We start from the raw sequence: 22,891 nt of genomic DNA, 5'->3' as shown, positions 1-22,891 counted from the left end.
CTTGGCCGCCTTTCTTAATTAAAGGGTATATCCTCACGCCGCCCGGGCAAGGGGCATCTTGTCGATTGCCGGCGGCGCACCGCTCTCGAAAAGCGTCTCTATGGCGTCGAAGTCGATTGCCTGCTCGGCTTGGCTGGTTATGAGCGAGATCTTTTCGGTGTCCTCGGCCGATATCTTGGACACGTGGCCGCTCAGCGCAGTGAAGGCCTCGGCCGTGGTCTGCTCGATGCGGATATAGGGGATGCCGCTGTCGTCGATGATCCGCTGGGTGATGGCCGACACCGGCGCATGCCCGGGGATGACCATCCCGGCGATCAGTTTGTGAAACGAAGGGATGTTGTACAGCGACGAGAGGGTGACCAGGAGTTCGTCACGGGAACTCGTGGAAATCAGCATGGTCGATTCCCGCAGGTTGTCGATGACCTTCTGGGAGGAGGCGGCACCCAACTGGAAGTGATGGATGATGCGCATCTTCTTGTTCTGGTCCCCCATCAACGGCCGTTCGAGCAATTTGGCGACATTTTGCAGCGTCGGGTCGGCCAGGACCGGCGAGTAATCGAAGGCCCCGCAGACCCGGATCTGTTTGCTCTCGAAATAACGTTCCAGGTAGGACAGGGACGATGCGCGCTTTTCCGCCAGCAGCTTGTTGACCAACAGCATGCGTACATCTACGCCCTCCTGCTCATACAACGCCAGATTGAGCCGCACGGAATCGATAACGTTGCCGATGCCCCCCCCCGCCACCATCACGACCGGCGCATCCAGCAGCTTGGCCATGTCGGCGTTGTTGAGGCCGATAACCGAGCCGACGCCGCCGTGGCCCGCCCCCTCGATCAGGAGCAGATCGTAGCGTGATTCCAACTCCCGGCAGGCCGTGGCAACCTTCTCCATGGCCCACTCACGGGACAACTCGCCGTCCACGAATTTTTTGGTGGCGCCTTTGCCGATGACCAATGGCGACATGAGGGCGATCTCGTGCTCCAGGCCAAAGACCTGAGCCATCAGGGCCGCGTCCTTGTCCACGATGACGCCGTCGAACTCAAAGCATTTGGGACCCAGCGGCTTGATATAGCCGACCCGTTCATACCGCTGCCGCGCCAGATGCATCAGCGAGAGGCTGATGGTGGTTTTACCGCAGTTCTGGCCGGTGGCGGCGATGAAGAGCTTTTTGCACATGGACGAATACTCCCTGAACGCACAAGACATACGTGTAACGCGTTCAGTATAGCGAGCGGCTTCGTGATTACCAATCACGTATACCTGTAGACGTGTATACTATTGCGGCGGGCGGTCGGCAAAATCCGGTGCCCGGCGTTCCGTCCCGTGCTATAGTGGTGACGTCACGTGGTGTGATGCACGAAAGGAGTTTCCCATGGATAATCTGCTGGATGGTGTGGAGGTGCGGGTTCTCGGCTGTCTGATCGAAAAGGAGATGACCACGCCGGAGTATTATCCCCTGACCCTGAATGGGCTCACCGCTGCCTGCAACCAGAAGTCGAACCGCGACCCGATCATGGCCCTGACCGAGGATGAGGTGGTTCGTGCCCTGGACGGGCTGCGTTTCAAACAGTTGGCGGTGGTTTCGGCCGACGGCGGACGGGTGCCCAAATACCGCCATATTCTGGCGGAGAAGCTGGGGTTGGTACCGGCTGAACAGGCTGTTGTCTGTGAAATGATGGTGCGCGGCCCTCAGACCGTGGGGGAACTGCGCACCAGGGGCGAGCGGATGCATCCTTTTGCCGATTTGGCTGCGGTGGAGGAGGTGCTGAGGGCGTTGATGGCGCGCGAAACGCCTCTGGTGGCGCGCCTGCCCCGTCAGCCGGGGCGGAAGGAATCCCGTTATGCCCAGCTTTTTGGCGGCGAGCCCGAACTCGCGCCGGGTGAAGGTGCTCCGCCGCCCGAAGCGGCCCGGCAGCGGGTGATGGCGGAGAATGAACGGATCGGGAGGCTTGAGGAGGAGGTCGCCCTCCTGCGGGCCGAGGTCGCTGCCCTACGCCAGGCGGTGGAGGAATTCAAGGCTCAGTTTGAGTAGTGGTCCCGAAATCGGTCTGTTCGGATGGCCAGAAGCGCCGCTGTAACTCCTCCAGCAGCGGCGCCAGGCTCTTCCGGTCCCGGGCCGAGATGGTCAGCCCCCCCGTGGTGCGGGCAACCTGGCGTACCTTGAGGAAGGCCACCGTGTCCTTCTTTTTCAGGTCGTTCAGGATGTCGGCCTTGTTGAAGACCAACAGTTCCGGTTTTTCCCCCAGCCCCAACTCTGCAAGAATGGCCCGCACCTGGGCGATCTGATCCTCGAAGCGGGGATTGGCCGCATCCACCAGGTGCAGCAGCAGGTCGGCGTCCTGCAACTCTTCCAGGGTGGCCTTGAAGGCCCCCAGCAGGGACGCGGGCAGGGAACGGATGAAGCCGACCGTATCGGTGATGATCACCTCCCGCTCCCGGGGAAAGCGCAGGCGGCGGGTGGAGGTATCCAGGGTGGCGAAGAGCAGGTCTTCGGTAAAGACCTCGCTTTGGGTCAGGGCGTTGAGCAGGGTGGATTTGCCGGCATTGGTGTAGCCGACGATGGAGATGATCGGCACGCCGGCCTTGACCCGCTGGCGGCGGCGCTGGTCGCGGCCCCGGGAGAGTTCCTTCAGCTCCCGCTCCAGGCTGGCGATACGGTCGCGGATACGGCGGCGGTCGGTCTCCAGTTTGGTCTCGCCCGGTCCGCGTCCGCCGATGCCCCCCATCAAACGTGACATCTGCACGCCCCGGCCGGTGAGGCGCGGCAGCAGATACTTGAGCTGGGCCAGTTCCACCTGGACCTTGCCGTCCAGGCTTTTGGCCCGGCGGGCAAAGATGTCCAGGATCAGCTGGCTGCGGTCGATGACCTTCAGTTCGGTCATGGCCGAGATGGAACGGATCTGGGCCGGCGTCAGTTCCTGGTCGAAGACCAGCATGGTGGCGCCCCGTTGGAGGGCGCGGATGACCACGTCGCGCATCTTCCCCTCGCCCATGAGGAAGCGGGGGTTGAGCTTGCGGGGGCGCTGGATGAAGGTGTCCAGGGCCTCGATGCTGGCGGTTCTGGCAAGTTCGCGCAGTTCGGCGATGGAATCCTCGGCATCCTGGCGCGTCCCGCCGGTGGTGACCGAGATAAGGATGGCGCGCTCCAGTGCCTCGCCGCCCCGGCTCGTTGTACGTACGGCCCGCTCCAGGTCGGCTTCCAGCTCGGAAAAGAAATGACTGCAGTCCAGATCGATGCGATCAAGCGGCGCCACGGGACCGGTGATGGTGGAGGGGCCGCCATGGGCCGGGGAGAGGTGTGCTATCTGGGCGGAGATCTGTTGCCGTTCCGGGGTGAAGAGCAGGGCGGCCAGCAGGTCGAGGCGCAGCAGGGCGAGGTCGGTGATATCGTCTTCGCTGACCGGTTCGTTCTTGAGGTGGGTGTGGATCAGGCGCAGCCCCCGCAGCGGATGCTTGCCCAGGGGGTAGTCCCGCAGTTCGGGGATAACGAGCCCCTTTTCGTCCCCCACGACGACGTATTCCACCATACCCTGGCGGTTGACCAGAATGCCGAGCTGACGGCGGATGTCGGAGGATATCTCGACGAGGCGGGCAGCCAGTTCGGAGGAGCAGAACTCGGCCGGCGGGACGCGCCTCCGGTAGAGACGTTCCAACGCCTGGATCTGGCTTTGTTTGAGTCCTGCGAGATTGCCGTAAGGTTCTTTGATGGGAAGGCTCCGGGGAACATCGGGCAAAGGTGGAAACCCACCTTTGCCCGAGTGTTACATTATAGGCCGATTACGTTATAGCCGCCGTCCACGTAGTGTATCTCGCCGGTCACGCCACTGGCCAGCTCGCTGCACAGGTAGACCGCGGAGCGGGCCACGTCCTCCTGGGTGATGGTGCGGCGCAGGGGGGCCTTGGACTCCACGTGGTTGAGTATGTGGATAAAGCCGTTCACGCCGGAAGCGGCCAGCGTACGGATAGGGCCGGCGGAGATGGCGTTGACGCGGATGCCCTCGGGACCGAGCGCCTCGGACAGGTAGCGTACGGATGCCTCCAGGGCGGCCTTGGCCACCCCCATGACGTTGTAGCTCGGGAATACCTTCACGGCGCCGTGGTAGGTAAGGGTCAGCGCCGCAGCGTTACGCCCCTGCATCATCGGCTGGGCCGCCTTCAGTATGCCCAGGAGGGAATAGACGCTGATGTCCATGGCGGTGGCAAAACCCTCGCGGGTGGTATTGACGATGGTTCCCTTCAACTCTTCCTTGTTGGCGAAGGCTACGGCATGGACAACGATGTCGATGCCGTCCCACCGTTTGCCCAGTTCCGTGAATACCGCCTTGATATCATCGTCACTGGTGACGTTGCAGGGAAGGACCGCCGCGGCGTTCAACGATTCGGCCAGCGGGCGGACCCGTTTTTCGATCGCCTCGTTGGCATAGGTAATGGCCAGTTCGGCCCCCTGCTCATGAAAAGCCCGGGCTATGGCCCAGGCAATGCTTTTTTCGTTTGCGACCCCGAAAATCACTACTTTTTTGCCATGCAACAACGGCATCTCTCATGTCCTCCGATTCTTATTGGTGCGGTGAATAGTACAATAAAACGGTTGCTTAGGCAAGGGGAGGGGAGGCGGGTGCGTCATCGGGCCGGAGTTGGTCCGGTGCCGTGGTGTCCGAAACATGCGAAGCGGTTTCAACTACGGCAGGCCGGCCAGCCTGTTGGAGCGTTGTCAGCCGGGTTTCCACCTCTGACAGCCGTTTTTCGATGCGTTCCATCACTTCCAGTGTGCGGTCCTGTTTCCCCTTGATGGCGAACACCACGAACGGCATGATGAGCCAGATAACCGCCAAAAAGAAGCCGATAATGCTCATCATTACCATGAAACCGCCAAATATTTCCATGTGTTCTCCGATACTGCGTAATAACTGATCATCTATACCACAGCGCACGGGAAATGTTAAGGTGTTTCCGTCCGCAAACTAAGGAAAAAAGTACCGGAGAACGCTGTCCGATCGTTGTTGCCGCCGCCAGTGAGGCTATTTTTGTGATCGGGAGCAAAAAGCGATGAAAAATTGCCGTGAAATGTGGTAAGTTAAAACGATTTGATATCAGAAAAGGTGAACGCGTGACGCTTATTCCCATAACCTCCCCCCGATTCATTGATGCGGAATCGCTGGCTTCCCTGCCGGCCTGGAACGAAATTTTTGGTAACGACAACCCCCTGGCGCTGGAGATCGGCTGCGGTACGGGGCATTTTGTGGCCCAGATGGCCCCGTTGCATCCCGACTGGAATTTCATAGCCGTGGATTACTACAACAAGGGGTGCCTGAAGACCTCCAAGCGGGTCGATAAGGCGGGGCTGGACAACGTGCGGGTTATCCGTGCCGAGGCCCGCTCCTTCATGGAACGTTGCATCCCCCATTGCTCCTTGCGGATGGTGGTCATCAACTGCCCCGATCCGTGGCCCAAAAAGCGTCACCGCAAGCGGCGGCTGGTCAATACGGAGTTCGTCGGCTATCTGTCGGAATTCATGCTGCCCGGCGGAGATTTCCACTTTGCCACGGACTTCGATGACTATGGCGAGGATGTGGCCCGCTTCATGCCGGACATGCCCGGGTTCGCCAACGTCCTTGCCCCCGATCCCTATCGGCATGCCCTGGAGGGGTATCCGCTTTCCAAGTACATGCTCAAATTCATGGATGCCGGTAAACAGATTTACTTTGTCCACTACCGCAAGGCTTCATAGCAGGGCGTTGAAAACGGGGGTACAGCCATGGAGGAATCCAGGACGGACAGGGAGATCAGTTTTTTCAGGCCGCGCGGAACCGCCATGCGTGGCGAGGTCTGGGTCATCTGGCTGGTTCTGGCCGGTTGGTTTGCCGCCATCGTCGGTATCCAGGCATGTGTCTACCTGCTGGAAATCAACTATTCAGAGCTTTTGCTCGAAGAGATGACCTTTTTCAACCTGCCGATCCATTTCTGGCTGACCGGCCAGGTGTTGCCCCTCTGGTTCATCATTCTCTGCGTACTCTTCAACATCTGGATGGACCGCCATGCGGCCCGCCGCCTGGACGGCGCTCTGCGCTTCCGGGTCCGTTCCGGCCGGGAGGATGAGTAAATGACCGAATCCGCGGTGCAGCTTCTGCCCCTGGCCATCGTGGTCGGCATGTTTGCCCTGTTCATCGTCTCGGGACTGCGCACCAGCAGCAGGCAGGCCTCCGAGTACGGTGTCGCCGGCGGGTACACCGGGCGGATCGGCATCGGTGCCGCCATTGCCAGCAACTGGATGAGCGCAGCCAGCTTTCTGGGGCTGGCCGGCATGTTCTACCTCAAGGGGTACTACGCCATGGCCTTCGTGGTCGGCTGGACCGGCGGCTATGTCCTGCTGCTGGTGCTCATGGCCACCCAGATCCGGCGCTTCGGCAAGTACACCGCCCCGGACTTCGTCGGCTTCCGCTATGAATCCGCGGCGGCGCGCACCCTGGCGGCGATCATCTCCATCGGTATCACCGTCATCTACGGTGTCGCCCAGTTCCGCGGCATCGCCCTGATCGTCTCGTGGCTGTTCGGCATCGCCTATACCCCGGCGGTGGTCGTCGGCGCCGCGCTGGTGGTGGGGTTCGTGGTCGTATCCGGCGCCCTCGGGGTGGCGCGGAATCAGAAACTGCACTACTTCGTACTGATCACCGCCTTCATCCTGCCGCTGATGCTCATGGCCCGCAAGCTGGGGTATTTCTGGATCCTCCCCCAGTTCGGCTACGGCGCTGCCATCAGGGACCTGCAGCAGCAATTCGGCTTCGCCTGGTCGGAGCCGTTTGCCACGGTGACCCCCTTTCGCTGGCTGGCGCTCTGTTTTACCCTCATGTTCGGCACGGCCGGCCTGCCCCACGTCCTCTCCCGCTTCTACATGGTCCCCTCCATCCGGGATGCCCGCTGGGGGGTGGTGTGGGGGCTGTTCTTCATTGCCCTGATCTACTGGTCGGCCCCGGCCTACGGCGTCCTGGCCCGGTTGTTCGAGGCCCGCGGCGGCATCGTGCTGAACAGCTCCGACCCGATGGTGGCGGATATGGCGGTGCTTTCCGCCGCCCGTTACAGCGGCCTGCCCCTGTGGTGTATCGGATTGTTGGCCGCCGGCGGGATGAGCGCCGCCTTTTCCACGGTGGCGGGCATGCTTCTGACCGGTTCGGCCTCGTTTTCCTACGATATCTATCCCCGCCTGATCAGGCCGAACGCCAGCGAGACGGACAAGGTCGTTGCCGCAAAAGGTTTTTTTCTGCTCCTGGCGGTGATCGTCATGACGCTGGCCCTCAGGCCGTGGGGCATGATCGCCGAGATCGCGGCCCTGGCCTTCGCCCTGGCCGGCAATACCATCTTCCCGGCCTTCCTGCTGGGGATCTGGTGGGGGAGGGCCAACGCCCCCGGGGTCATCAGCGGCATGCTGGCCGGGGTGGTGATTACCTTTGCCCCGTTCCTGGCGGGCATCCTGCCGTTTCTCGCGTCATTGCCGCCCGCCACGTCGTCGGCCTTCATCGGCGCGCCGCTGGTCATTCTGGTCATGGTGGCAGTTTCGCTCCTGACCCCGCCGCCGGGCGACGGGATCAAGCTGTTTCTTACCCGCAACGTACATGACACTGCGGAGGAGTGATGGCGGTTCTGGCCACGGCAAAGGGGAGCGATATCACCACCTGGCGGGCTGCCGGGGAGTTTGGCGCCGCCTTCCGTCAGGCGCTCCTGAAGCAGAGCGCCCCCTGTCGCTCCGAGGAGGCGGAGGGGCTGTTCGGCGAAACCTGCCGGGAGCTTGAGGCGCTTGCCGGCGAAAACGACGAGCGGATGGCACGACTCGATCGGATCGTCGTCGAGACGACGGCAAGCGTTGACCCGGTTCGCCTCGGGGAACTGTGTGCAGCCTTCTATGCGGAACTCTACGACCACTTCGGCCGCTACGGTTCCTGCGTGGCCTTTTACCATCTCAGCACGCTCTTTTTGCACGCGTTGAGCGGTTCCCTGCACCGCTACACCCTGATCCAACTCGGGGAGTCCGGCAAAGAACTGCATGACACGACGCTCGTGGCAATGGGAACGGCCGGCCGCCGGGAGTTTTCCCCCTTCTGCCCGCTGCAGTTGGCGCTGGTCCTTGGGCGGGACGACAGCGGCGACCTGGAAGCGGGCTCCCGGTATGCCCGTATTCTCCAAGAGGGTTTTGCGGCCTGCGGCCTGCAAGTCGATGGCGACGTCGCCCCGGTACATCCTCCGTGGCGCGGCAGCCTGCCGGAGTGGAGCCAGCGCCTGGAGCAAGGCTTGGCGCGGGGGAAGCAGAAGGAATTGGTCGAACTGCTCAGGTTGGCCGATCATGAAGTCCTTTTTTCCGCCGAGGGGGGGGGGGGCGAGTTCCGGGAGTTTGTGCTGTCGCACCTGCAACAGGACCGCCGGGCCATGGGTGATCTTGTGACCCGCTTGCTGGGGCTGTCCAACGGCATAGGGATGATGGGGGGGTGGCGTCTGGAGAAGAGCGGACCGCAGCGCGGGCTGTTCAGGCTGTTCGAGCATGCCCTGCTGCCGCTCTCGGCCGCGGTCGCCGCCCTGGCCCTGATCCACCGGGTCGATGCCCCCGATATCCCCCAGCGTATCCGGGTGCTGCTCGGGCGCCAGGCATTGGATGTGGATACCGCCGAACGTTTGCTGCAGTCCTGGCATATCCTGAACGAACTGCGCCTGATGCGGGAACGTGAATTTTTCCCGGCCAGGAACAATGGGGCGGCTCTCTACCTGGACGTCACGAACCTGGACGAAGATACCCTCGGTATGTTCAGGGATGCGCTGGATACCGTCGGGACGGTCCAGCGTCTGGTGAGTGTCGTCTATAACGGGACGGAAGAGTAGCCGCCGTGCAGATCACGCTCTCCACAGGCAGCCTCTTCACGTTCCCCTTGCCGCGGATCTTGGACCTTGCGGCGGCCGCCGGTTTTGACGGGGTCGAGTTGATCATCAACCAGGACTTCCAGAAGATCAACCCGGTCAGGCTGATCAGGTCGCTGCAGCAGATCACGGTGATCCACTCCATCCATGCGCCCTTCATGCCCCTGGATGGCTGGGGCGGCCCGGCGGATTCCCTGCGGCGGAGCGTGGCCCTGGCCGCGGAATGCGGTATCCCGCTGGTGAATTTTCATCCGCCGTCGTGGATGAGCTTTGAGATTGGCTACTGGCGCTGGCTCTACAGCGTGATCGATTTTCAGAAGGACGTGGGGCTGGATGGCCTGGTGACCGTCACCTTGGAGAACATGCCCTGGGTGGGCAGGATGAAGATCAATCCCCATATCCTGTCCAGCACCCAGCGGATGATCGAGTTCATCCGTGACCACAACCTGTTCATGACCTTCGACTGTACCCACATGGGATCGGGCAAGGCCAATTTTATCAACGACTTTTACCAATTTTACGAATCAGGGCGCATCAGGAATATCCATTTTTCCGATTACGGGCAGGGGCGGGAGCATCTTTTACCGGGGCACGGCATGCTGCCGCTGACTCGCTTCCTGAACCACTTGCGAAACACCGATTATCAGAGTACGGTAACGCTGGAACTTGATCCGTCCGAATTCCCCAAAGCGGAGCATATCATCCTGGAAAGCCTGAAAGAAATCCTGATGTACCTGCGCGCCGAAACCGGCAAGCAAGACGATGCAGTATTGAATTACGACCGGGGCTTCCAGGCCGTTCCCCTGCCCGAGGCGGGGTAGCCGCCGCCCGACGGCGGCATATCCGATTTTTTATCTTTTTTTCCGAGTGACCACCCTGCATGTCTGACAAATATATCGAAAAAACCTTTATCTATCTCCTGGTAATCTCCGTGGCGCTGCATGTCGGCATGTTTGCCCTGATGTACTATCTGCCCCACGAACAAAAGCCGCCTCCCAAGGAGCCGGTGTTCATCGACATACAGCAGATCCCGGAGCTGAAGCCCCAACAGCCCACGCAGCAGGAGACAAAGCGCTTCTCCGAGCAACGGCAGCGTGTCCCCCGTGAGACGGCCCCCCGCGGGAACGCCCCCCGGGACAGCTTCGGGCCGGCGCCTCAGCCGGCCGCAAAGCCCCAGCCCCAGGAGGCCGGGAGGAGCGCGCACCGGCAGGCCCCCGTAGGCAAACAGTCCCAGACGTTGCCCCCAAGACGCCAGGAATCCCCCCTGGCGCCCGGCTCGTCGGTTTCCAGCCTGCTCAGGCCAAAGTCCCAGAGTAGCGCGCCGCAGATTTCCCCGCACCAACTCTTCCCGAGTGCGCAGCGTCTGGCCAAGCTTGAAGAGGGGTATCGCCGCAAATTCGAGAACGACGTAGCCGAGGGGGACACCCGCTTTCTCAACAGCGACGACATCCAGTTCGGTTCGTTCCTGCGCCACTTCGAAACCGCCGTGTACGGCGTCTGGCGCTACCCCCAGGAAGCGGCCATGAAGGGGATCGAGGGGGTCACGCCGGTGCGGATCACCTTCAATCGGCGCGGAGAGATCGCCAAGGTGGAACTGCTGGAAAGCTCCGGCGCACGGATACTGGATGACGAGGTTCTGCGCACCCTGCGCTCCATCGGTCCGGTGGGGTCGTTCCCCCGGGGTTATGACAAGGAAGAGTTTCATTTGATCGCATTTTTCCAGTACGGCGGCGCAAGACGGTCGTTGCGGTGACACGGCGCGCCTTTCTCATCGCCGCTCCCCAGAGCGGTTCCGGCAAGACCACCGTGGCGCTGGCCGTCATGGCCGCCTTCAAACGGCGCGGGATGACGGTTGCGCCCTTCAAGTGCGGCCCTGATTTCATCGATCCCGGCTACCATCGCCTGGCCACCGGTCGCCCCTCCGTCAACCTAGACGGCTGGATGTGCCCGGAGGAGTTCGTGGCCGGTACCTTCCGCCTGCATGGGAAGGGGGCCGACGTGGCGGTCATCGAAGGTGCAATGGGGCTGTTCGACGGCATAGGCCACGCATCCATGGAGGGGAGCAGCGCCCAGGTGGCCGCCATTTGCGGCGTGCCGGTGGTGCTGGTGGTCAACGCCCGTGGCATGGCGGCCAGCGCGGCGGCCCTGGTCAAAGGGTTTGCCGGGTACGACGAACGCGTCAGGATTGCGGGCGTAATTTTCAACAATGTGGGGAGCGAGTCCCACGGCGAGCTGCTGCGCCAATCCCTGGCAGCGGCACTGCCGGAGTTGACGGTCTTCGGCTGTATCCCCCGGGACGAATCCCTGGGGATACCGTCGCGGCACCTGGGGTTGGTCACGGCCGAGGACAACCCGCTGTCGCCCGACTACCTGGAGCGCCTGGCCGCTCTGGCGGAGAACCGTCTGGACCTGGGGGGGCTGGCAGACATTCAGGTCCTCCCCGGCCCCCCTTTTCTAAAGGCGGGGACTTCGCGGGATGCCTCCACGGGGGAGATTCCGCCCGTCCGTATCGCCGTGGCCCGGGACGCGGCCTTCTGCTTCGTGTACGAGGACAACCTGCGCCTGTTGCGGGAGGCGGGCACCGAGATCGTCCCGTTTTCGCCCCTGGCGGATGTGCACCTGCCGGCCGATATCAACGGCATCTACCTGCCGGGGGGGTACCCGGAGCTGTATGCCGAGCGCCTGGCCGCCAACGGCGCCATGAAGGCCGCCGTGCGGGACGCCGTCGAGGCGGGCATGCCGGTGTATGCCGAGTGCGGCGGCTTCATCTACCTGACCCGCGGCATGGAGGCCGGGGAGGGGCAACCGGCGGCCGATTTCGTCGGCGTCTTCCCGGTGCGGGCGCGCATGTTGCCGAAACGCAAGGCGCTCGGGTATCGCCAGGTCGAATGTGCGGCGCATTCCGGTGCCATAGCCGCCGGGGGGAGCGCCCGCGGCCACGAGTTCCACTATTCGGAGGTCGGGACGATGCCCGATCGCATTGAACGGTGTTACCGGGTGTCCCGACAGGGGAGGGAGTTTGGCCGGGAAGGGTATCGCTACAAAAACTGCCTGGCGTCCTACATCCACCTGCATTTCGGCAGCAACGGGGCAATCGCGCCTACCTTTGCAGATGCCTGCCGAAAGTTTGAGGTATCCCCGAATTCGTGACGCCTTCATGGCTCCTCTCCCTCGGCATGATGCCTCATGGGCGGCGATGGACCCCGGCGTGGCGCTCGATCCATTGTTCAGACTGGATTCGGGTTGTCTTTTGCCTGTTGCCGTGCTACAAAATCGAAACTGCTTCCGGTCCAAGGGAAGCCGGTGCGAATCCGGCGCTGCCCCGCAACTGTAAGGGGGGACTGTCACCGCAGGAGGCCACTGTCCGTAAAGGATGGGAAGGCGCGGTGACGGGACGATCCCCGAGTCAGGAGACCTGGCTGGAAGCCGCATAAACACTCCGACCGTGGGGAAGGGAGCGTACCATGAAACATCCTGCGTTACTGTTGTTGTCCGTTTGCCTGCCTGTCGTTCTTCTGCCGTCCTCTTCATTTGCCATGCACATCTCCGAGGGGATTCTGCCCTTTTCCTGGGCAGCGGTCTGGTTTGCCGCGTCGGCGCCCTTTTTGGCCCTGGGGTTGCGCAGCCTGACGCGCCGTTCGGCCCACGACCTGTCCAGCAAGCCGCTGGTGGGGATGGTGGCGGCCGTGGTGTTCGTCATCTCCTGCATGCCGGTGCCGGTGCCGACCGCCGGGACCTGCTCCCACCCCTGCGGTACGGGGTTGGCCGCGATCCTGCTCGGCCCTGCCATGGGAGTTGTGGTGGCTGCGGTCGCCCTCTTGATCCAGGCGCTCTTTCTCTCCCATGGCGGCCTCTCCACCTGGGGCGCCAATCTCTTTGCCATGGGGGTTGTCGGTTCCTTTACCGGGTTTATCGTGTTTCGAGGCGTGCGCGCCTGCGGCGCCGGACCGGTTGCGGCCGCCTTCGTGGCCGGACTCCTGGCCGATTGGGCCACCTACGCCACGACCGCCATGATCCTGGCGGCCGGTATCCGGGGGACGAGCCCGTTCTGGCCCCTGGCCGGCAAGATCGCCCTGGCGTTCGTCCCCACCCAGTTGCCCCTGGGGATCATCGAAGGGGTCATCACCGCCGGCATGGTCTCACTGCTGCGCAAAAAACGCCCGGACCTGCTCGCCCGCACCGCTTTGGCGGGAGTCGACGGAGGGAAACGATGAAACGCCGCATCATCATGATAAGCGTGTTGTTGTGGTCAGTGGCAACGGTTTCCCCGGCTGTGGAACAGTGGCAGGGGATCGATGAAACCGTTGTTCAGAAGATCGCCAGGGAACATGGCCGCGAGGCCAGAAAGCCGCTGATCGATACCGGCGAGGGGGATATACAGTTGTTCGTGTTCCTGCTGGCGGGGGCGGTGGGCGGTTTTGCGGCCGGGTATTGCTGGCGCGCCCTTTTGGACGGCAGGAAGAAGGATGACAGGACTAAGGAGTGACCTGTCCCAGAAACTCCAGGCTCTTCAACCGGCGTCCGGCATGGGTGGCGATGGCCCGGTCCAGAAGCGCCCCCCCTTCCGTCAGGAGGTCGGGCGGAAAGACGACCTTGCCGAAGGTGCCGGTTGTCATGCAGGCGCCCAGGGCTTTGAGGGCTGAGGGATGCAGCGGCCTGCCGGTCGGGGCGCAGGCCCGGCACACCGGTTCGCCGTTCTCCTGCAAAAGTACGCCGGCAGTGCCAAAGGGCGTGTCGCAGCGGGGACAACTCTCCAGCGAGGGGCGATAGCCCAGGATGTTCAACAGATTGATTTCAAAGAAACGGCGGTCGCTATCATCGGCCGCCGTTTCCGTTTCCAGGCGATCCAGGTAGGCGGCCAGCAAACGGTAGAGTCGCGGCAGGGGGTGTCCTTCGGGGGTCATGGCCTCCACCACCTCGCAGGCATAGAGCGCATGGGCAATGGCGGGCAGGTCGCCACGGATGCGGGGGTAGATGGTGACGATCTCGGCCTGTTGCAGCCCTGCCAGTCCCTCCCTGACCCGGACCTGGGCCTCGATGCGGGCAAAGGCCTCCAGCGCCGCGCCGAAACGCTTGCGGCTCGTGCGCGCACCGCGGGCAAAGGCCTTGATGCGGCCATGCTCCAGGGAGAACAGCGACGCGATCCGGTCGCTATCGCCGTAATCGAGCGTCGAGAGGACTATGGCCTGAAGTTTTTCGGCATGCATGGGCGGCCCATTGATCTGTTGAAATGTGGGATGGATTTATTTATTCTAGGCCAAGACACAAGGCAAGAAAAAAGTTCACGTACCCCTTTCTCACGAGGAGGCAGTATGGTCCGTTTCTCTCCATTGGTTTCCGTAGTCGCCCTGGGCCTGTTCGCCATGACCGCCTGTGCCCCCGTCGGCAGGCAGGTGATGGGCGACCCCCAGGATCCTTATCCGCTCACGGCGCCGCCCCGTGTCGGCCAGATCGTTCACCTGCCGACCGGCACCCTGGTCAGCCCGGCCCAGATGCTGGCCGTGGCCACGGACGCGCGCATCGTCTATGTCGGCGAGACTCATGACAACCCCGCCTCCCACCGCCTGGAACTACAGGTCCTCCAAGCTCTCGCCGAGCGCTATCCCGGCCGCCTGGCACTGGGCATGGAGATGTTCGTGCGCTCCCAACAGCCGGCCCTCGACCGCTGGGTTGCCGGCGAGCTGGATGAAAAGGCCTTTCTCAAAGAATCCCGCTGGTTCGAAAACTGGAACATGGATTTTGCCTATTACCGCGACCTTTTGGACCTCGCCCGTGAACGACACATCCCGGTCATCGCCCTGGATGCCGAGAAGAGCCTGGTGAAGGCGGTGCGCAGCACGGCCCCGGAACAACTCGGCCCGGCCGAGCGGGCCCAGTTGCCGGAACTCGACCTGACCGATCCCTACCAGCGCGGCCTGGTAACGGCCATCTTCGGCGATCACAGCCACGGGGGGATGGCGATCGATGGCTTTATCCGCGCCCAGACCCTGCGGGACGAGACCATGGCCGAATCCGCGGCCCGCTACCTGGCAAGCCCGGACGGCGGGGACAAACACTTGCTGGTGGTCGCCGGGGGTGATCATGTCAGCAGCGGCTTCGGCATCCCGCGCCGGGTATTCCGTCGTCTCCCCGCCTCCTCGGTCATCATCGGCGGCAAGGAACTCGACATCCCGCCCGACAAACTGGATCGCCTGATGAATGTCACGGTCCCCGATTTCCCCATGGTGCCGTACGATTTCCTGGTGTACCAGGCCTACGAGGACCTGCCCGAACCAGGGATCCGTCTCGGCGTGATGATCGAGCCGGCGCCCGGCGGCCGCGGTCTGGCGGTAAAGGGGGTGCTGCCCGGCTCCAATGCCGAACGGGCCGGCCTGCAACCGGGGGACATCCTGCTCTCTCTCGACGGCGAACCGCTGACGGGAAATTTCGACCTGACCTATGCCGTGCAGCGGAAACATCCCGGCGACCGCGGGGTGGTGCTGGTCGAACGGCAGGGGAAAAGCATGAAGCAGGAGATCGTGTTCCTGGCTCCACAGAAGGGGCAGCACCACGGCAAGTAGCCGTAATCACACCACGGGAGAGCGGGAGGGACGCATGGAGAGGAAACGGGTGGGGATCGTGTTGTTCGACGCCGTTGAGGTGCTCGACTTCTGCGGACCGTACGAGGTCTTTTCCGCGGTGCGGCTTGATGAGGCGAAGCGGCGCGAGGAGCCTTCCCCCTTCGAACTGCTGCTGGTGGCCGAGAAAAGCGATACCGTGACCACCTCGGGCGGGATGAGGGTCACGCCCGACGCCACCTTTGCGACCTGCCCCCGGTTGGATGTCCTGGTCGTGCCGGGCGGTTGGGGCACCCGCAGGGAACTGGGCAATCCGGCCATGCTCCAGTGGCTGCGGGAGCGCAATGCCCACGTGGAGACGCTGGCCTCGGTCTGCACCGGGGCCATGCTGCTGGGCTCTGCCGGCCTGCTCGACGGGCTGCACGCCACGACCCACTGGCGCTCCCTGGATTGGATGCGCGACTCGTTTCCCGCCGTGACGGTGGAGTACGGCCGGCATGTGGTGGAGGACGGACGGGTCGTGACCTCGGCCGGCATCTCGGCCGGGATCGACATGGCGCTCAAGGTGGTTGCCCGTTACCACGGCGAGGAGGTGGCGCGGGCCACGGCCCGGCACATGGAGTACCCCTATCCCGACAGCAATGCGCGCAGGGTGCCGTTGTAGCCTCTAGTGGGCTGTTGAAAACCTCAGGTTGTTCAAAAATAGTCAGATCGTTGCCTCCGCAGAAGGCCCTGCGGAGGCGTAGCAGCGCTACGCCGCACAAAAGGGCTTTCGAGGACGGCTGCGAGATGGCTATTTTTCAACAACCTGCTAGTGCGCCTCGCTCCAGTTCTTCCCATAGCTGATATCCACCTTGAGCGGCACCTTCAGCTCCACGGCGCGGGACATCTCCTCCTCCACCAAACGTTCCATGGGGAGCAGTTCCTCCTCCGGTATCTCGAAGACCAGTTCGTCGTGCACCTGCATGGTCAGGCGGCTCTTCAGCCCCTCGGCCCGTATCCGTCCGTCCACCCGGATCATGGCGCTCTTGATGATGTCGGCCGCCGAGCCCTGGATGGGGTAGTTGATGGCGTTGCGCTGGGCGAAGGCCCGCACGTTGCCGTTGGTGCTGTGGATATCCGGTATGGGGAGTCGCCTCCCCAGGATGGTTGTGACGTATCCGGTCTCTTCCGCCTGGCGGATGCAGGAGTCCAGGAAGCCGACCGCGCCGCTGTGGCGCTCCTTGTAGGCGGCGATGAACTCCTCGGCCGTCTTGCGGGCAATGCCCAACTGCTTTGCCAGGCTGAAGGCCCCCTGGCCGTAGATGATGCCGAAGTTGATGGTCTTGGCCTGGCGGCGCATCTCGCTGGTGACCATCTCGGGGAACAGGCCGAAGACCTCGGCCGCGGTGCGGGTGTGGATGTCTTCGTCGTGGGCGAAGGCGTGGCAAAAGACCGGGTCGCCGGAGAGGTGGGCCAGCACGCGCAGTTCGATCTGGGAGTAGTCGGCCGAGAGGATGACGTGCCCCGGCGGGGCGATGAAGGCGTGGCGGATACGGCGTCCCTCATCGGTGCGGACCGGGATGTTCTGGAGGTTGGGATCGGAGGACGAGAGCCGTCCGGTGGCGGTGACGGTCTGGTTGTAGGAGGTATGCACCCGGCCGGTCCTGGGGCAGACCAGGCGCTCCAGGGCATCGCTGTAGGTGGACTTGAGCTTGGTCAGGCCCCGGTAATCCACGATCAGGCGGGCAACCTCATGCTCCTCGGCCAGGGCGCTCAACACCTCGTTGTCCGTGGACCAGCCGGTCTTGCCCTTGGTCTTCTTGCCGGTCTTCAGCCCCATGCGTTCGAAGAGCACCTCGCCCAGCTGCTTGGGGGAATTGAGATTGAAGGGGGCGCCGGCGATGGCGAAGATCTGCCCCTCCAGTTCCGCCAGGCGGGTTGAAAAGTCTCGGGAAAGTTCTTTCAGCATCGCCCTGTCCAGCAATACTCCGAAATTTTCCATATCGGCCAGGATCGTCACCAGCGGCATTTCTATGGTGTGGAAAAGTTGTTCAAGGCCGGTTGCAGCCAGTTCCGGCCCGAATTTGCGCCGCAGGAGCCAGGTGGCGTCCGCATCTTCACAGGCATAGCGGGAGGCGGCCTGCACCGCCACCTGGGAAAAATTCTTCTGCCCCTTGCCGGTTCCGGTCACCTCGCTGTAGCTGATCATGCGGTGGTTGAGGTGCTCCTGGGCCAGGGCGTCCAGGCCGTGTCCGCTCCGGGCCGGGTTGAGCACATAGGAGGCCAGCATGGTGTCGAACCAGACCCCCGCGACCGTAATGCCGCTGTTGGCCAGCACCTGCATATCGAATTTGATGTTTTGCCCGACCTTGCGCAGCCCGGGATTTACGAACAGGGGGCGCAGGCGTTCCAGCACCCTGTCCCGCGGGAGCTGATCGGGGGCAAGCGGTGCGCCACCCTCACCCTGTTCCCCGGCTTGAGAGTGCGCCGCAAACAACGTCCCCTCCACGTCGGGAAGAGGCGGGGAGGGGGATGAGGCTACGTGCCCCACCGGGATATAGTAGGCCTCATGGTCGCGAAAGGAGAACGACAGGCCGACGATCTCGGCCAGGCGCGGGTCGAGGCTGGTGGTCTCCAGGTCGAAGGCGAATTCGCCGGCCTGCTCCAGGGCCGCGGCCAACGCCTCCAATTCCCCGGCCGCAGTGACGGTCCGGTACCCCTCACTGGAGAGGGTTGCGTGGCCGGTCATCTCCTTGATCAGGGTGGTGAAACCGTACTGTTTGAAAAAGGCGTTCAGGGTCGGGGTGTCCGGTTCCCGTGCCGCCAGTTCGTCCAGGTTGATCTCCAGCGGTACGTTGCGCTCGATGGTGGCCAGCTTGCGCGACAGGAGCGCCTGGTCGCGGAATTCCCGCAGTTTTTCGCCGTTCTTTCCCTTGACCTCGCCCGCCCGTTCCAAAAGGGCATCCAGGGTGCCGAACTCCTGAAGCAGTTTGATGGCGGTCTTCTCACCGATGCCCGGCACACCGGGGATGTTGTCCGAACTGTCGCCGGCCAGGCCGAGGATATCCGGCACCAGATCAGGCACGACGCCGAAGCGCTCGTTCACCTCCGCAAGACCCGACCGCTTGTCCTTCATGGTGTCCAGCAATGTGACGTTTTCCGTCACAATCTGCATCAGGTCCTTGTCGCCGGTCACCACCACGACCCGACCGCCATTGGCGCTGTAACGGGCGGCCAGGGCGCCGATGATGTCGTCCGCCTCGAACCCCTCCAGCTCCAGGGCCGGGATGTTGAAGGCGCGTACCACCTCGCGGATCGGCCCGACCTGCTGGCGCAGGTCATCCGGCATGGCGGCCCGGTTGGCCTTGTATTCCGGATACATTTCGGTGCGGAAGGTAATCCTGCCGGCATCGAAGACCACCGCCAACTGCTTGGGATCGTGATCCTTGATCAACTTGAGCAACATCTGAATGAAGCCGTAGATGGCGTTGGTCGGATGGCCGCTGGGAGATGACAGGTGGCGGATGGCGTAATAAGCCCGGTAGATGTAGGAGGAACCATCGATCAGGTAGAGGGTGTCGTCGTGGCTGTTCATGGTGAGTTTTTCTCCGCCTGTTCCCGTGTGAACAGCACAAAGGCCATGCTCGGCCTCCGGCTGGACTCGCGCATGGCAAATTGCATGCTGTCGAAGCGCCATCCCTTGGCGCTCCATTCGTTGAGCGTTTCCTCGATGGCCTCTTCGGTAACGGTACCCAGTTCGATCACTTTATAGGTCGGCATGTTCGTACCTCGACGTTTTTCGGCAATAGTAGCCAACGACGGGCATATCTTCAAGCGGAAACGAAGAAGGCGGCCTGAAAGCCGCCCTCGTTGTGGATATGATGGTTGGTGTCGTTATTGAAAACCGAGCTTGGAGGATATCTCCTGGGCGGCCTTTGTCACCAGCGGGATGAGTTCCTTTTCCAGTCGTTCGTCCGTGAAGCGCATGGACGGACCGGAGATGCTGACCGCGCCGATGATCCGGCGGGTATAGTCGCGGATCGGCGCGCTGACACACTTGACGCCCACATCCAGTTCCTCGTTGTCGATGGCGTAGCCCTGCTCGGCGATGGTCTTCAACTGCTTTTTGAGAAGGTCGCGGTCGGTAACGGTATTCTTTGTGTACTGCTTGATCTCTCTGGGGGGGAGGTAGTTTTCCAACTCCTCGTCGCTCATATGGGCGATCTGAACCTTGCCCGCGGCGGTGCAGTAGGCCGGCAGCCTTGAGCCGACCCGCGGGACGACGCGGACGGTCATGTCGGTCTCCACCGCATCCAGGTAGATGATGTTGAAGTCCTTGAGGATCGCCACGTAGGTGGTCTCGTTGCACTCCTTGACCAGGGCTTCCAGAATCGGTTTCGACTGACGCAGAAGGCCCATTTGGCGGATGAAGGTCTGGCCGAGTTCCAGGGTTTTCAGGCCGAGGCGATAGTTCTCGGTCACACGGTTCTGCTCGATGTAGCCCCGCGCCTCCAGCGTCGCAAGAAGCCTGAATACGTTGTTTTTATGCAGTTTCAGGCGTTTGCTGAGTTCGGTGACGCCCAACTCGTCCGTTTCGCCGTGGAATTGCTCCAGCAGGTCAAGGGCGTGGGAGACGGCCTGAATGAGATATTCCGCTTTTTCTTTCTTTGCCATGGTCGGTACCCTGTTTCGTTAGATGTATAATGAAAAAAAGAAGGAAACAAGATCGTGAAATTTAATGAAAAAATCTAACCTGTTCAAAAAATTGCTAAAAAAACAATAGAGCGACATAAATGTAGAATAATGTTTTATAATTGTCAAGTCCTAAAAATTGCATTATATTCCTAATAAGGGGTGAGAAGTCTTTCCCTGACAAAGGGGTATGAATAAAACATGCGGGGTGCGGCATGCTGAACCTGAGAAAAAAGATACTCGTCGCCATCGACGGTTCGCCGCAATCGGATAAGGCGGCCGAAGAAGCGGTCAGACTTGCCGCCGGCAACAAAAGCCAGTTCAAAAGTCACATCTATGCCATGCTGGTGTTGCCCAACTCCCCGACGTCAACCTATACCGATTTCGTGCCGTCCGCCCCGGTTACCGAGACGGAACAGTGGGACGAGCTACGCCGCCGCATCTTTTACGTCATCGAGAAAAGTGCTTCCGAACACGATATTCCCCTGGAGATGATCGTCGAGTACGGTGAACCGGCCGAAAAGCTGATCGAATTTGCCAGGCGCGAGCACATCGATGTGATCGCTATCGGCAGTTCGGGCAAGGGGTTCATCCAGCGCCGCCTCAAGGGAAGCGTTTCCCACCGCGTGGCAAGCAGCGCCCCCTGCTCCGTGTATATCGTCAGGGGATGATCCCCCCGGCGGCCAAATTTTTTTCAGAAAGGTTGTGTATGCTGTTGTTGCGTTTTGTCTGTTGTCTGTTGATCGCCGTTTCTTCCTGGTTTGCCGCCCCTTCCGCTTCCGCCGCCGAAGAGTTCCGCGTTCCGATCCTGCTCTACCACCGTTTCGGCCCCACGGTTGCCGACGGCATGACCGTCACGACCCCGGTATTCGAGTCCCATATGAAATACCTGCACGACAACGGTTATACCGTTATCCCGCTCCGTCGCCTTGTGGACTATTACCGCGGCAAGGCCCCGGCTCCAAAACCGAAATCGGTGGTCATCGTTACGGATGATGCCCATAAATCCGTGTATAGCTACATGCTGCCCGTTATTCGCACCTATGGCTATCCGGTTACGGTCTTTGCCTACCCTTCCGCCATTTCCAACGCAAAGTACGCCATGACCTGGGAACAGTTGCGGGAACTGAAGAAGACGGGGCTCTTCGATATCCAGTCCCATACCTACTGGCATCCGAACTTCAAGAAAGAACGGAGAAAGCTCAGCAGCGCGGCCTATGACAAGCTCGTCACGACGCAGCTTGTGAAGTCCAAGGTCAAACTCGAGTCGGAGCTTGGCGCAAAGGTTGACCTGCTCGCCTGGCCTTTCGGCATCTACGACGATTACCTGATCAAAAAGGCCGTTGAGGCCGGCTACGTGGCCAGCTTCACCATCGAGCGCCGTCATGCGACGCCCCACGACCCGATCATGAAACTCCCCCGCTACCTGCTGATCAACTCCGACAGCGGCAAGGCGTTCATCCAGCTTATGGAGGGGAATGCCGTCAAACGGAACGTTGTCTACTAGGCTGCCATGACCGGGGAAAACGAGAAAAAACATCCCTGCCCCGATTGCACCTACTGCCAGTGGTGCTCGGACGACCGCTGCCGGCTCTGCCGCAACAGGAGCGCCTGTTGCCGTCGCAAGCTGTCCCTCGCCGAGCAGATCGCCCTGTATGAATCGCTCAACGGCCCTGCCGGCGGCCCCGGGTCGAACGACAAGGAATGATGCAACCCGTGCCGCCCCTGTTTCCCGGTTGCCGCCGTTGTCGGTATACGAACGTCATCATATCTGGACGAGGGGCGTCAAGACATTTATAATCAACGCCAGCATGAACGACGACATGCCGTGTGGCCTGAACCTCCCTTCCCTGGACGGGCCGCGCAAAAGGAGCCGTATGCAGCCAACACCCGCTTTGGTCGCGGAAATTATCGACAATCTGCGGCGCGTATTTCAAGTCGTCAACGAACAATCCAAGAGGGTTGAACGGGAAACCGGCCTGACGGGCCCGCAGTTGTGGGCAATCAAGGTCATTGCCGAAAACGCGCCGATCAAGATATCGGAACTGGCCCGTAGAATGTATCTGCATCCCGCCACTATCGTCGGGATCGTCGACCGGCTTGAAAAGCGGGGGCTCGTTGAGCGGGAACGGTGCAGCAAGGACCGGCGGGTGGTGCATGTCGGGCTGACGGACGCGGGCAGGCAGGTTGTGGCGACATCGCCGGAGGTGGCCCAGGGGCTTCTCGTCAGGGGGCTGGAAGTCCTGCCCGATGTGGAGTTGCGTACGATTGCGGGTGGTTTCGAGCGGATGGTCAGGATATTGGGTGCTCAGGAGATTCCCCCCCATCTGCTCCTGTCTCCCGAGGTCAACCTGCCGCGAAACCGGCCGTTGGCCGGCCTGAAATAGAGCACACTTCGAAAGGGGCCGCGCATATCTCTTTACTGGGGCGGCCGTACGGGATGGGGAATGGAGAATACGCGCATTAGCGAACGGATCGAAGCCCCGCTGGATATAAAAGTCACCTGGCCCGCAGCGCAGCAGGTCAAGCGGGCTGTTACCAGGGACTTCAGCGATAGCGGGGCGTTTGTCCTTGTTGCGTTCGAGCCCCACCCGCCGGTGGATACCGAAATGCACCTGCAACTGAACGGATTGGTTCTGGGCAAGGAACCGCCGGTGCTCAAGGCGCGGGTGGTGCGGGTCACGGACGAGGGGGTGGCATTCCGGTTTGTACGGGATGAGGCGGAGTGAACCTGAAGAGGGCGTTTCGAACGGGGATGCCTG

At 62.0% G+C, this 22,891-nt stretch carries 23 protein-coding genes, 1 pseudogene and 1 riboswitch; of the genes and pseudogenes, 16 read left to right on the top strand and 8 right to left on the bottom strand.

Going from position 1 to position 22,891, the window contains the following annotated elements; translation table 11 throughout:
• Positions 1-33: 33 nt before the first annotated feature.
• Positions 34-1,176 carry a phosphotransacetylase family protein gene (locus tag ET418_RS06485; protein WP_149306765.1) on the bottom strand — a complete coding sequence of 381 codons (1,143 nt, stop codon included), beginning with the start codon at positions 1,174-1,176 and terminating at the stop codon, positions 34-36.
• Positions 1,177-1,372: 196 nt separating this feature from the next.
• On the opposite strand from ET418_RS06485, the gene ET418_RS06480 reads away from it, so the two are divergent.
• The gene (locus ET418_RS06480; protein ID WP_149306764.1) at positions 1,373-2,032 is read left to right on the top strand and encodes a YceH family protein; all 660 of its coding nucleotides are present in this window, start codon (positions 1,373-1,375) and stop codon (positions 2,030-2,032) included.
• Here the strand turns inward: ET418_RS06480 and hflX are convergent.
• From hflX to ET418_RS18425, 3 genes are read right to left on the bottom strand one after another with little or no spacing between them, the layout of a single operon-like run.
• Positions 2,013-3,734, bottom strand: a complete 1,722-nt coding sequence (gene hflX / locus ET418_RS06475) for a GTPase HflX (protein ID WP_246152969.1) — start codon at positions 3,732-3,734, stop codon at positions 2,013-2,015. The genes ET418_RS06480 and hflX overlap by 20 nt on opposite strands.
• A 32-nt stretch (positions 3,735-3,766) precedes the next feature.
• Positions 3,767-4,537: an enoyl-ACP reductase FabI gene (locus ET418_RS06470; RefSeq protein WP_149306763.1), complete on the bottom strand. Its 771-nt coding sequence runs from the start codon at positions 4,535-4,537 to the stop codon at positions 3,767-3,769.
• A gap of 55 nt (positions 4,538-4,592) precedes the next feature.
• On the bottom strand, positions 4,593-4,883 hold the full coding sequence (locus ET418_RS18425) for a hypothetical protein (protein WP_246152967.1): 291 nt from the start codon (positions 4,881-4,883) through the stop codon (positions 4,593-4,595).
• Positions 4,884-5,107: 224 nt separating this feature from the next.
• Between ET418_RS18425 and trmB the strand changes: the two genes are divergently transcribed.
• The 8 genes and pseudogenes from trmB (at position 5,108) to ET418_RS06425 (ending at position 13,384) form a co-directional block, all read left to right on the top strand.
• Positions 5,108-5,728 carry a tRNA (guanosine(46)-N7)-methyltransferase TrmB gene (gene trmB / locus ET418_RS06460; RefSeq protein WP_188055360.1) on the top strand — a complete coding sequence of 207 codons (621 nt, stop codon included), beginning with the start codon at positions 5,108-5,110 and terminating at the stop codon, positions 5,726-5,728.
• 27 nt (positions 5,729-5,755) lie between these two features.
• Positions 5,756-6,100 (top strand): DUF4212 domain-containing protein, encoded by a 345-nt coding sequence (locus ET418_RS06455; protein WP_149306762.1) that lies wholly within the window; start codon positions 5,756-5,758, stop codon positions 6,098-6,100.
• The gene (locus ET418_RS06450) at positions 6,101-7,627 is read left to right on the top strand and encodes a sodium:solute symporter family transporter (RefSeq protein ID WP_149306761.1); all 1,527 of its coding nucleotides are present in this window, start codon (positions 6,101-6,103) and stop codon (positions 7,625-7,627) included.
• A complete protein-coding gene (locus ET418_RS06445; protein WP_149306760.1) occupies positions 7,627-8,862 on the top strand; it encodes a putative nucleotidyltransferase substrate binding domain-containing protein in 1,236 nt (411 codons plus the stop codon). The genes ET418_RS06450 and ET418_RS06445 overlap by 1 nt, the downstream gene beginning before the upstream one ends.
• A gap of 5 nt (positions 8,863-8,867) precedes the next feature.
• Positions 8,868-9,719: a sugar phosphate isomerase/epimerase family protein gene (locus tag ET418_RS06440; protein WP_149306759.1), complete on the top strand. Its 852-nt coding sequence runs from the start codon at positions 8,868-8,870 to the stop codon at positions 9,717-9,719.
• Positions 9,720-9,778: 59 nt separating this feature from the next.
• The gene (locus tag ET418_RS06435) at positions 9,779-10,651 is read left to right on the top strand and encodes an energy transducer TonB (RefSeq protein ID WP_149306758.1); all 873 of its coding nucleotides are present in this window, start codon (positions 9,779-9,781) and stop codon (positions 10,649-10,651) included.
• Complete coding sequence (locus ET418_RS06430) at positions 10,648-12,048, top strand: cobyrinic acid a,c-diamide synthase CobB (protein WP_149306757.1); 1,401 nt, start codon at positions 10,648-10,650, stop codon at positions 12,046-12,048. Before ET418_RS06435 ends, ET418_RS06430 begins: the two co-directional genes overlap by 4 nt.
• A 119-nt stretch (positions 12,049-12,167) precedes the next feature.
• Positions 12,168-12,336, top strand: a riboswitch (cobalamin riboswitch).
• 26 nt (positions 12,337-12,362) lie between these two features.
• Positions 12,363-13,384, top strand: a pseudogene (locus tag ET418_RS06425) (energy-coupling factor ABC transporter permease).
• Here ET418_RS06425 and recO read toward each other — a convergent pair.
• Positions 13,374-14,105: a DNA repair protein RecO gene (gene recO / locus ET418_RS06415; RefSeq protein WP_149306754.1), complete on the bottom strand. Its 732-nt coding sequence runs from the start codon at positions 14,103-14,105 to the stop codon at positions 13,374-13,376. The pseudogene ET418_RS06425 and the gene recO sit on opposite strands and share 11 nt — an antisense overlap.
• A 105-nt stretch (positions 14,106-14,210) precedes the next feature.
• Between recO and ET418_RS06410 the strand changes: the two genes are divergently transcribed.
• Both ET418_RS06410 and ET418_RS06405 read left to right on the top strand, forming a co-directional pair.
• Positions 14,211-15,458 (top strand): ChaN family lipoprotein, encoded by a 1,248-nt coding sequence (locus ET418_RS06410; RefSeq protein WP_149306753.1) that lies wholly within the window; start codon positions 14,211-14,213, stop codon positions 15,456-15,458.
• Between the two features lie 34 nt (positions 15,459-15,492).
• Entirely contained in the window at positions 15,493-16,119 is a 627-nt protein-coding gene (locus ET418_RS06405) for a DJ-1/PfpI family protein (protein WP_149306752.1), read from the top strand.
• A gap of 147 nt (positions 16,120-16,266) precedes the next feature.
• Here ET418_RS06405 and polA read toward each other — a convergent pair whose 3' ends face one another.
• From polA to ET418_RS06390, 3 genes are all read right to left on the bottom strand, one after another.
• A complete protein-coding gene (polA, locus tag ET418_RS06400) occupies positions 16,267-19,032 on the bottom strand; it encodes a DNA polymerase I (RefSeq protein ID WP_149306751.1) in 2,766 nt (921 codons plus the stop codon).
• On the bottom strand, positions 19,029-19,217 hold the full coding sequence (locus tag ET418_RS06395) for a DUF4177 domain-containing protein (protein ID WP_149306750.1): 189 nt from the start codon (positions 19,215-19,217) through the stop codon (positions 19,029-19,031). Before ET418_RS06395 ends, polA begins: the two co-directional genes overlap by 4 nt.
• A gap of 114 nt (positions 19,218-19,331) precedes the next feature.
• A complete protein-coding gene (locus ET418_RS06390; protein ID WP_149306749.1) occupies positions 19,332-20,111 on the bottom strand; it encodes an IclR family transcriptional regulator in 780 nt (259 codons plus the stop codon).
• 233 nt (positions 20,112-20,344) lie between these two features.
• Between ET418_RS06390 and ET418_RS06385 the strand changes: the two genes are divergently transcribed.
• The 5 genes from ET418_RS06385 (at position 20,345) to ET418_RS06365 (ending at position 22,858) form a co-directional block, all read left to right on the top strand.
• Positions 20,345-20,800 (top strand): universal stress protein, encoded by a 456-nt coding sequence (locus ET418_RS06385; RefSeq protein ID WP_149306748.1) that lies wholly within the window; start codon positions 20,345-20,347, stop codon positions 20,798-20,800.
• 38 nt (positions 20,801-20,838) lie between these two features.
• Positions 20,839-21,636 (top strand): polysaccharide deacetylase family protein, encoded by a 798-nt coding sequence (locus ET418_RS06380; protein ID WP_149306747.1) that lies wholly within the window; start codon positions 20,839-20,841, stop codon positions 21,634-21,636.
• 6 nt (positions 21,637-21,642) lie between these two features.
• On the top strand, positions 21,643-21,837 hold the full coding sequence (locus ET418_RS06375; RefSeq protein WP_149306746.1) for a hypothetical protein: 195 nt from the start codon (positions 21,643-21,645) through the stop codon (positions 21,835-21,837).
• 169 nt (positions 21,838-22,006) lie between these two features.
• Complete coding sequence (locus ET418_RS06370) at positions 22,007-22,516, top strand: MarR family winged helix-turn-helix transcriptional regulator (protein WP_149306745.1); 510 nt, start codon at positions 22,007-22,009, stop codon at positions 22,514-22,516.
• A 60-nt stretch (positions 22,517-22,576) separates the two neighbouring features.
• Positions 22,577-22,858: a PilZ domain-containing protein gene (locus ET418_RS06365; RefSeq protein WP_149306744.1), complete on the top strand. Its 282-nt coding sequence runs from the start codon at positions 22,577-22,579 to the stop codon at positions 22,856-22,858.
• The last annotated feature ends 33 nt before the right edge of the window (positions 22,859-22,891 follow it).

It is taken from the genome of Oryzomonas rubra, assembly GCF_008369015.1.
Taxonomy (GTDB): Bacteria; Desulfobacterota; Desulfuromonadia; order Geobacterales; family Pseudopelobacteraceae; genus Oryzomonas; species Oryzomonas japonica.
Note: the sequence above shows the minus strand (reverse complement) of the source record. Positions and strands in the feature narration are given on the sequence as shown.

Coding starts and splice junctions, on each gene's coding strand:
- ET418_RS06450 (WP_149306761.1), top strand. CDS start 6,101: ATGACCGAATCCGCGGTGCAGCTTCTGCCCCTGGCCATCGTGGTCGGC.
- ET418_RS06385 (WP_149306748.1), top strand. CDS start 20,345: ATGCTGAACCTGAGAAAAAAGATACTCGTCGCCATCGACGGTTCGCCG.
- ET418_RS06375 (WP_149306746.1), top strand. CDS start 21,643: ATGACCGGGGAAAACGAGAAAAAACATCCCTGCCCCGATTGCACCTAC.
- ET418_RS06365 (WP_149306744.1), top strand. CDS start 22,577: ATGGAGAATACGCGCATTAGCGAACGGATCGAAGCCCCGCTGGATATA.
- ET418_RS06455 (WP_149306762.1), top strand. CDS start 5,756: ATGGAGGAATCCAGGACGGACAGGGAGATCAGTTTTTTCAGGCCGCGC.
- ET418_RS06370 (WP_149306745.1), top strand. CDS start 22,007: ATGCAGCCAACACCCGCTTTGGTCGCGGAAATTATCGACAATCTGCGG.
- ET418_RS06485 (WP_149306765.1), bottom strand. CDS start 1,176: ATGTGCAAAAAGCTCTTCATCGCCGCCACCGGCCAGAACTGCGGTAAA.
- ET418_RS06395 (WP_149306750.1), bottom strand. CDS start 19,217: ATGCCGACCTATAAAGTGATCGAACTGGGTACCGTTACCGAAGAGGCC.
- ET418_RS18425 (WP_246152967.1), bottom strand. CDS start 4,883: ATGGAAATATTTGGCGGTTTCATGGTAATGATGAGCATTATCGGCTTC.
- polA (WP_149306751.1), bottom strand. CDS start 19,032: ATGAACAGCCACGACGACACCCTCTACCTGATCGATGGTTCCTCCTAC.
- ET418_RS06380 (WP_149306747.1), top strand. CDS start 20,839: ATGCTGTTGTTGCGTTTTGTCTGTTGTCTGTTGATCGCCGTTTCTTCC.
- ET418_RS06435 (WP_149306758.1), top strand. CDS start 9,779: ATGTCTGACAAATATATCGAAAAAACCTTTATCTATCTCCTGGTAATC.
- ET418_RS06470 (WP_149306763.1), bottom strand. CDS start 4,537: ATGCCGTTGTTGCATGGCAAAAAAGTAGTGATTTTCGGGGTCGCAAAC.
- ET418_RS06410 (WP_149306753.1), top strand. CDS start 14,211: ATGGTCCGTTTCTCTCCATTGGTTTCCGTAGTCGCCCTGGGCCTGTTC.
- ET418_RS06390 (WP_149306749.1), bottom strand. CDS start 20,111: ATGGCAAAGAAAGAAAAAGCGGAATATCTCATTCAGGCCGTCTCCCAC.
- recO (WP_149306754.1), bottom strand. CDS start 14,105: ATGCATGCCGAAAAACTTCAGGCCATAGTCCTCTCGACGCTCGATTAC.
- ET418_RS06480 (WP_149306764.1), top strand. CDS start 1,373: ATGGATAATCTGCTGGATGGTGTGGAGGTGCGGGTTCTCGGCTGTCTG.
- ET418_RS06405 (WP_149306752.1), top strand. CDS start 15,493: ATGGAGAGGAAACGGGTGGGGATCGTGTTGTTCGACGCCGTTGAGGTG.
- ET418_RS06445 (WP_149306760.1), top strand. CDS start 7,627: ATGGCGGTTCTGGCCACGGCAAAGGGGAGCGATATCACCACCTGGCGG.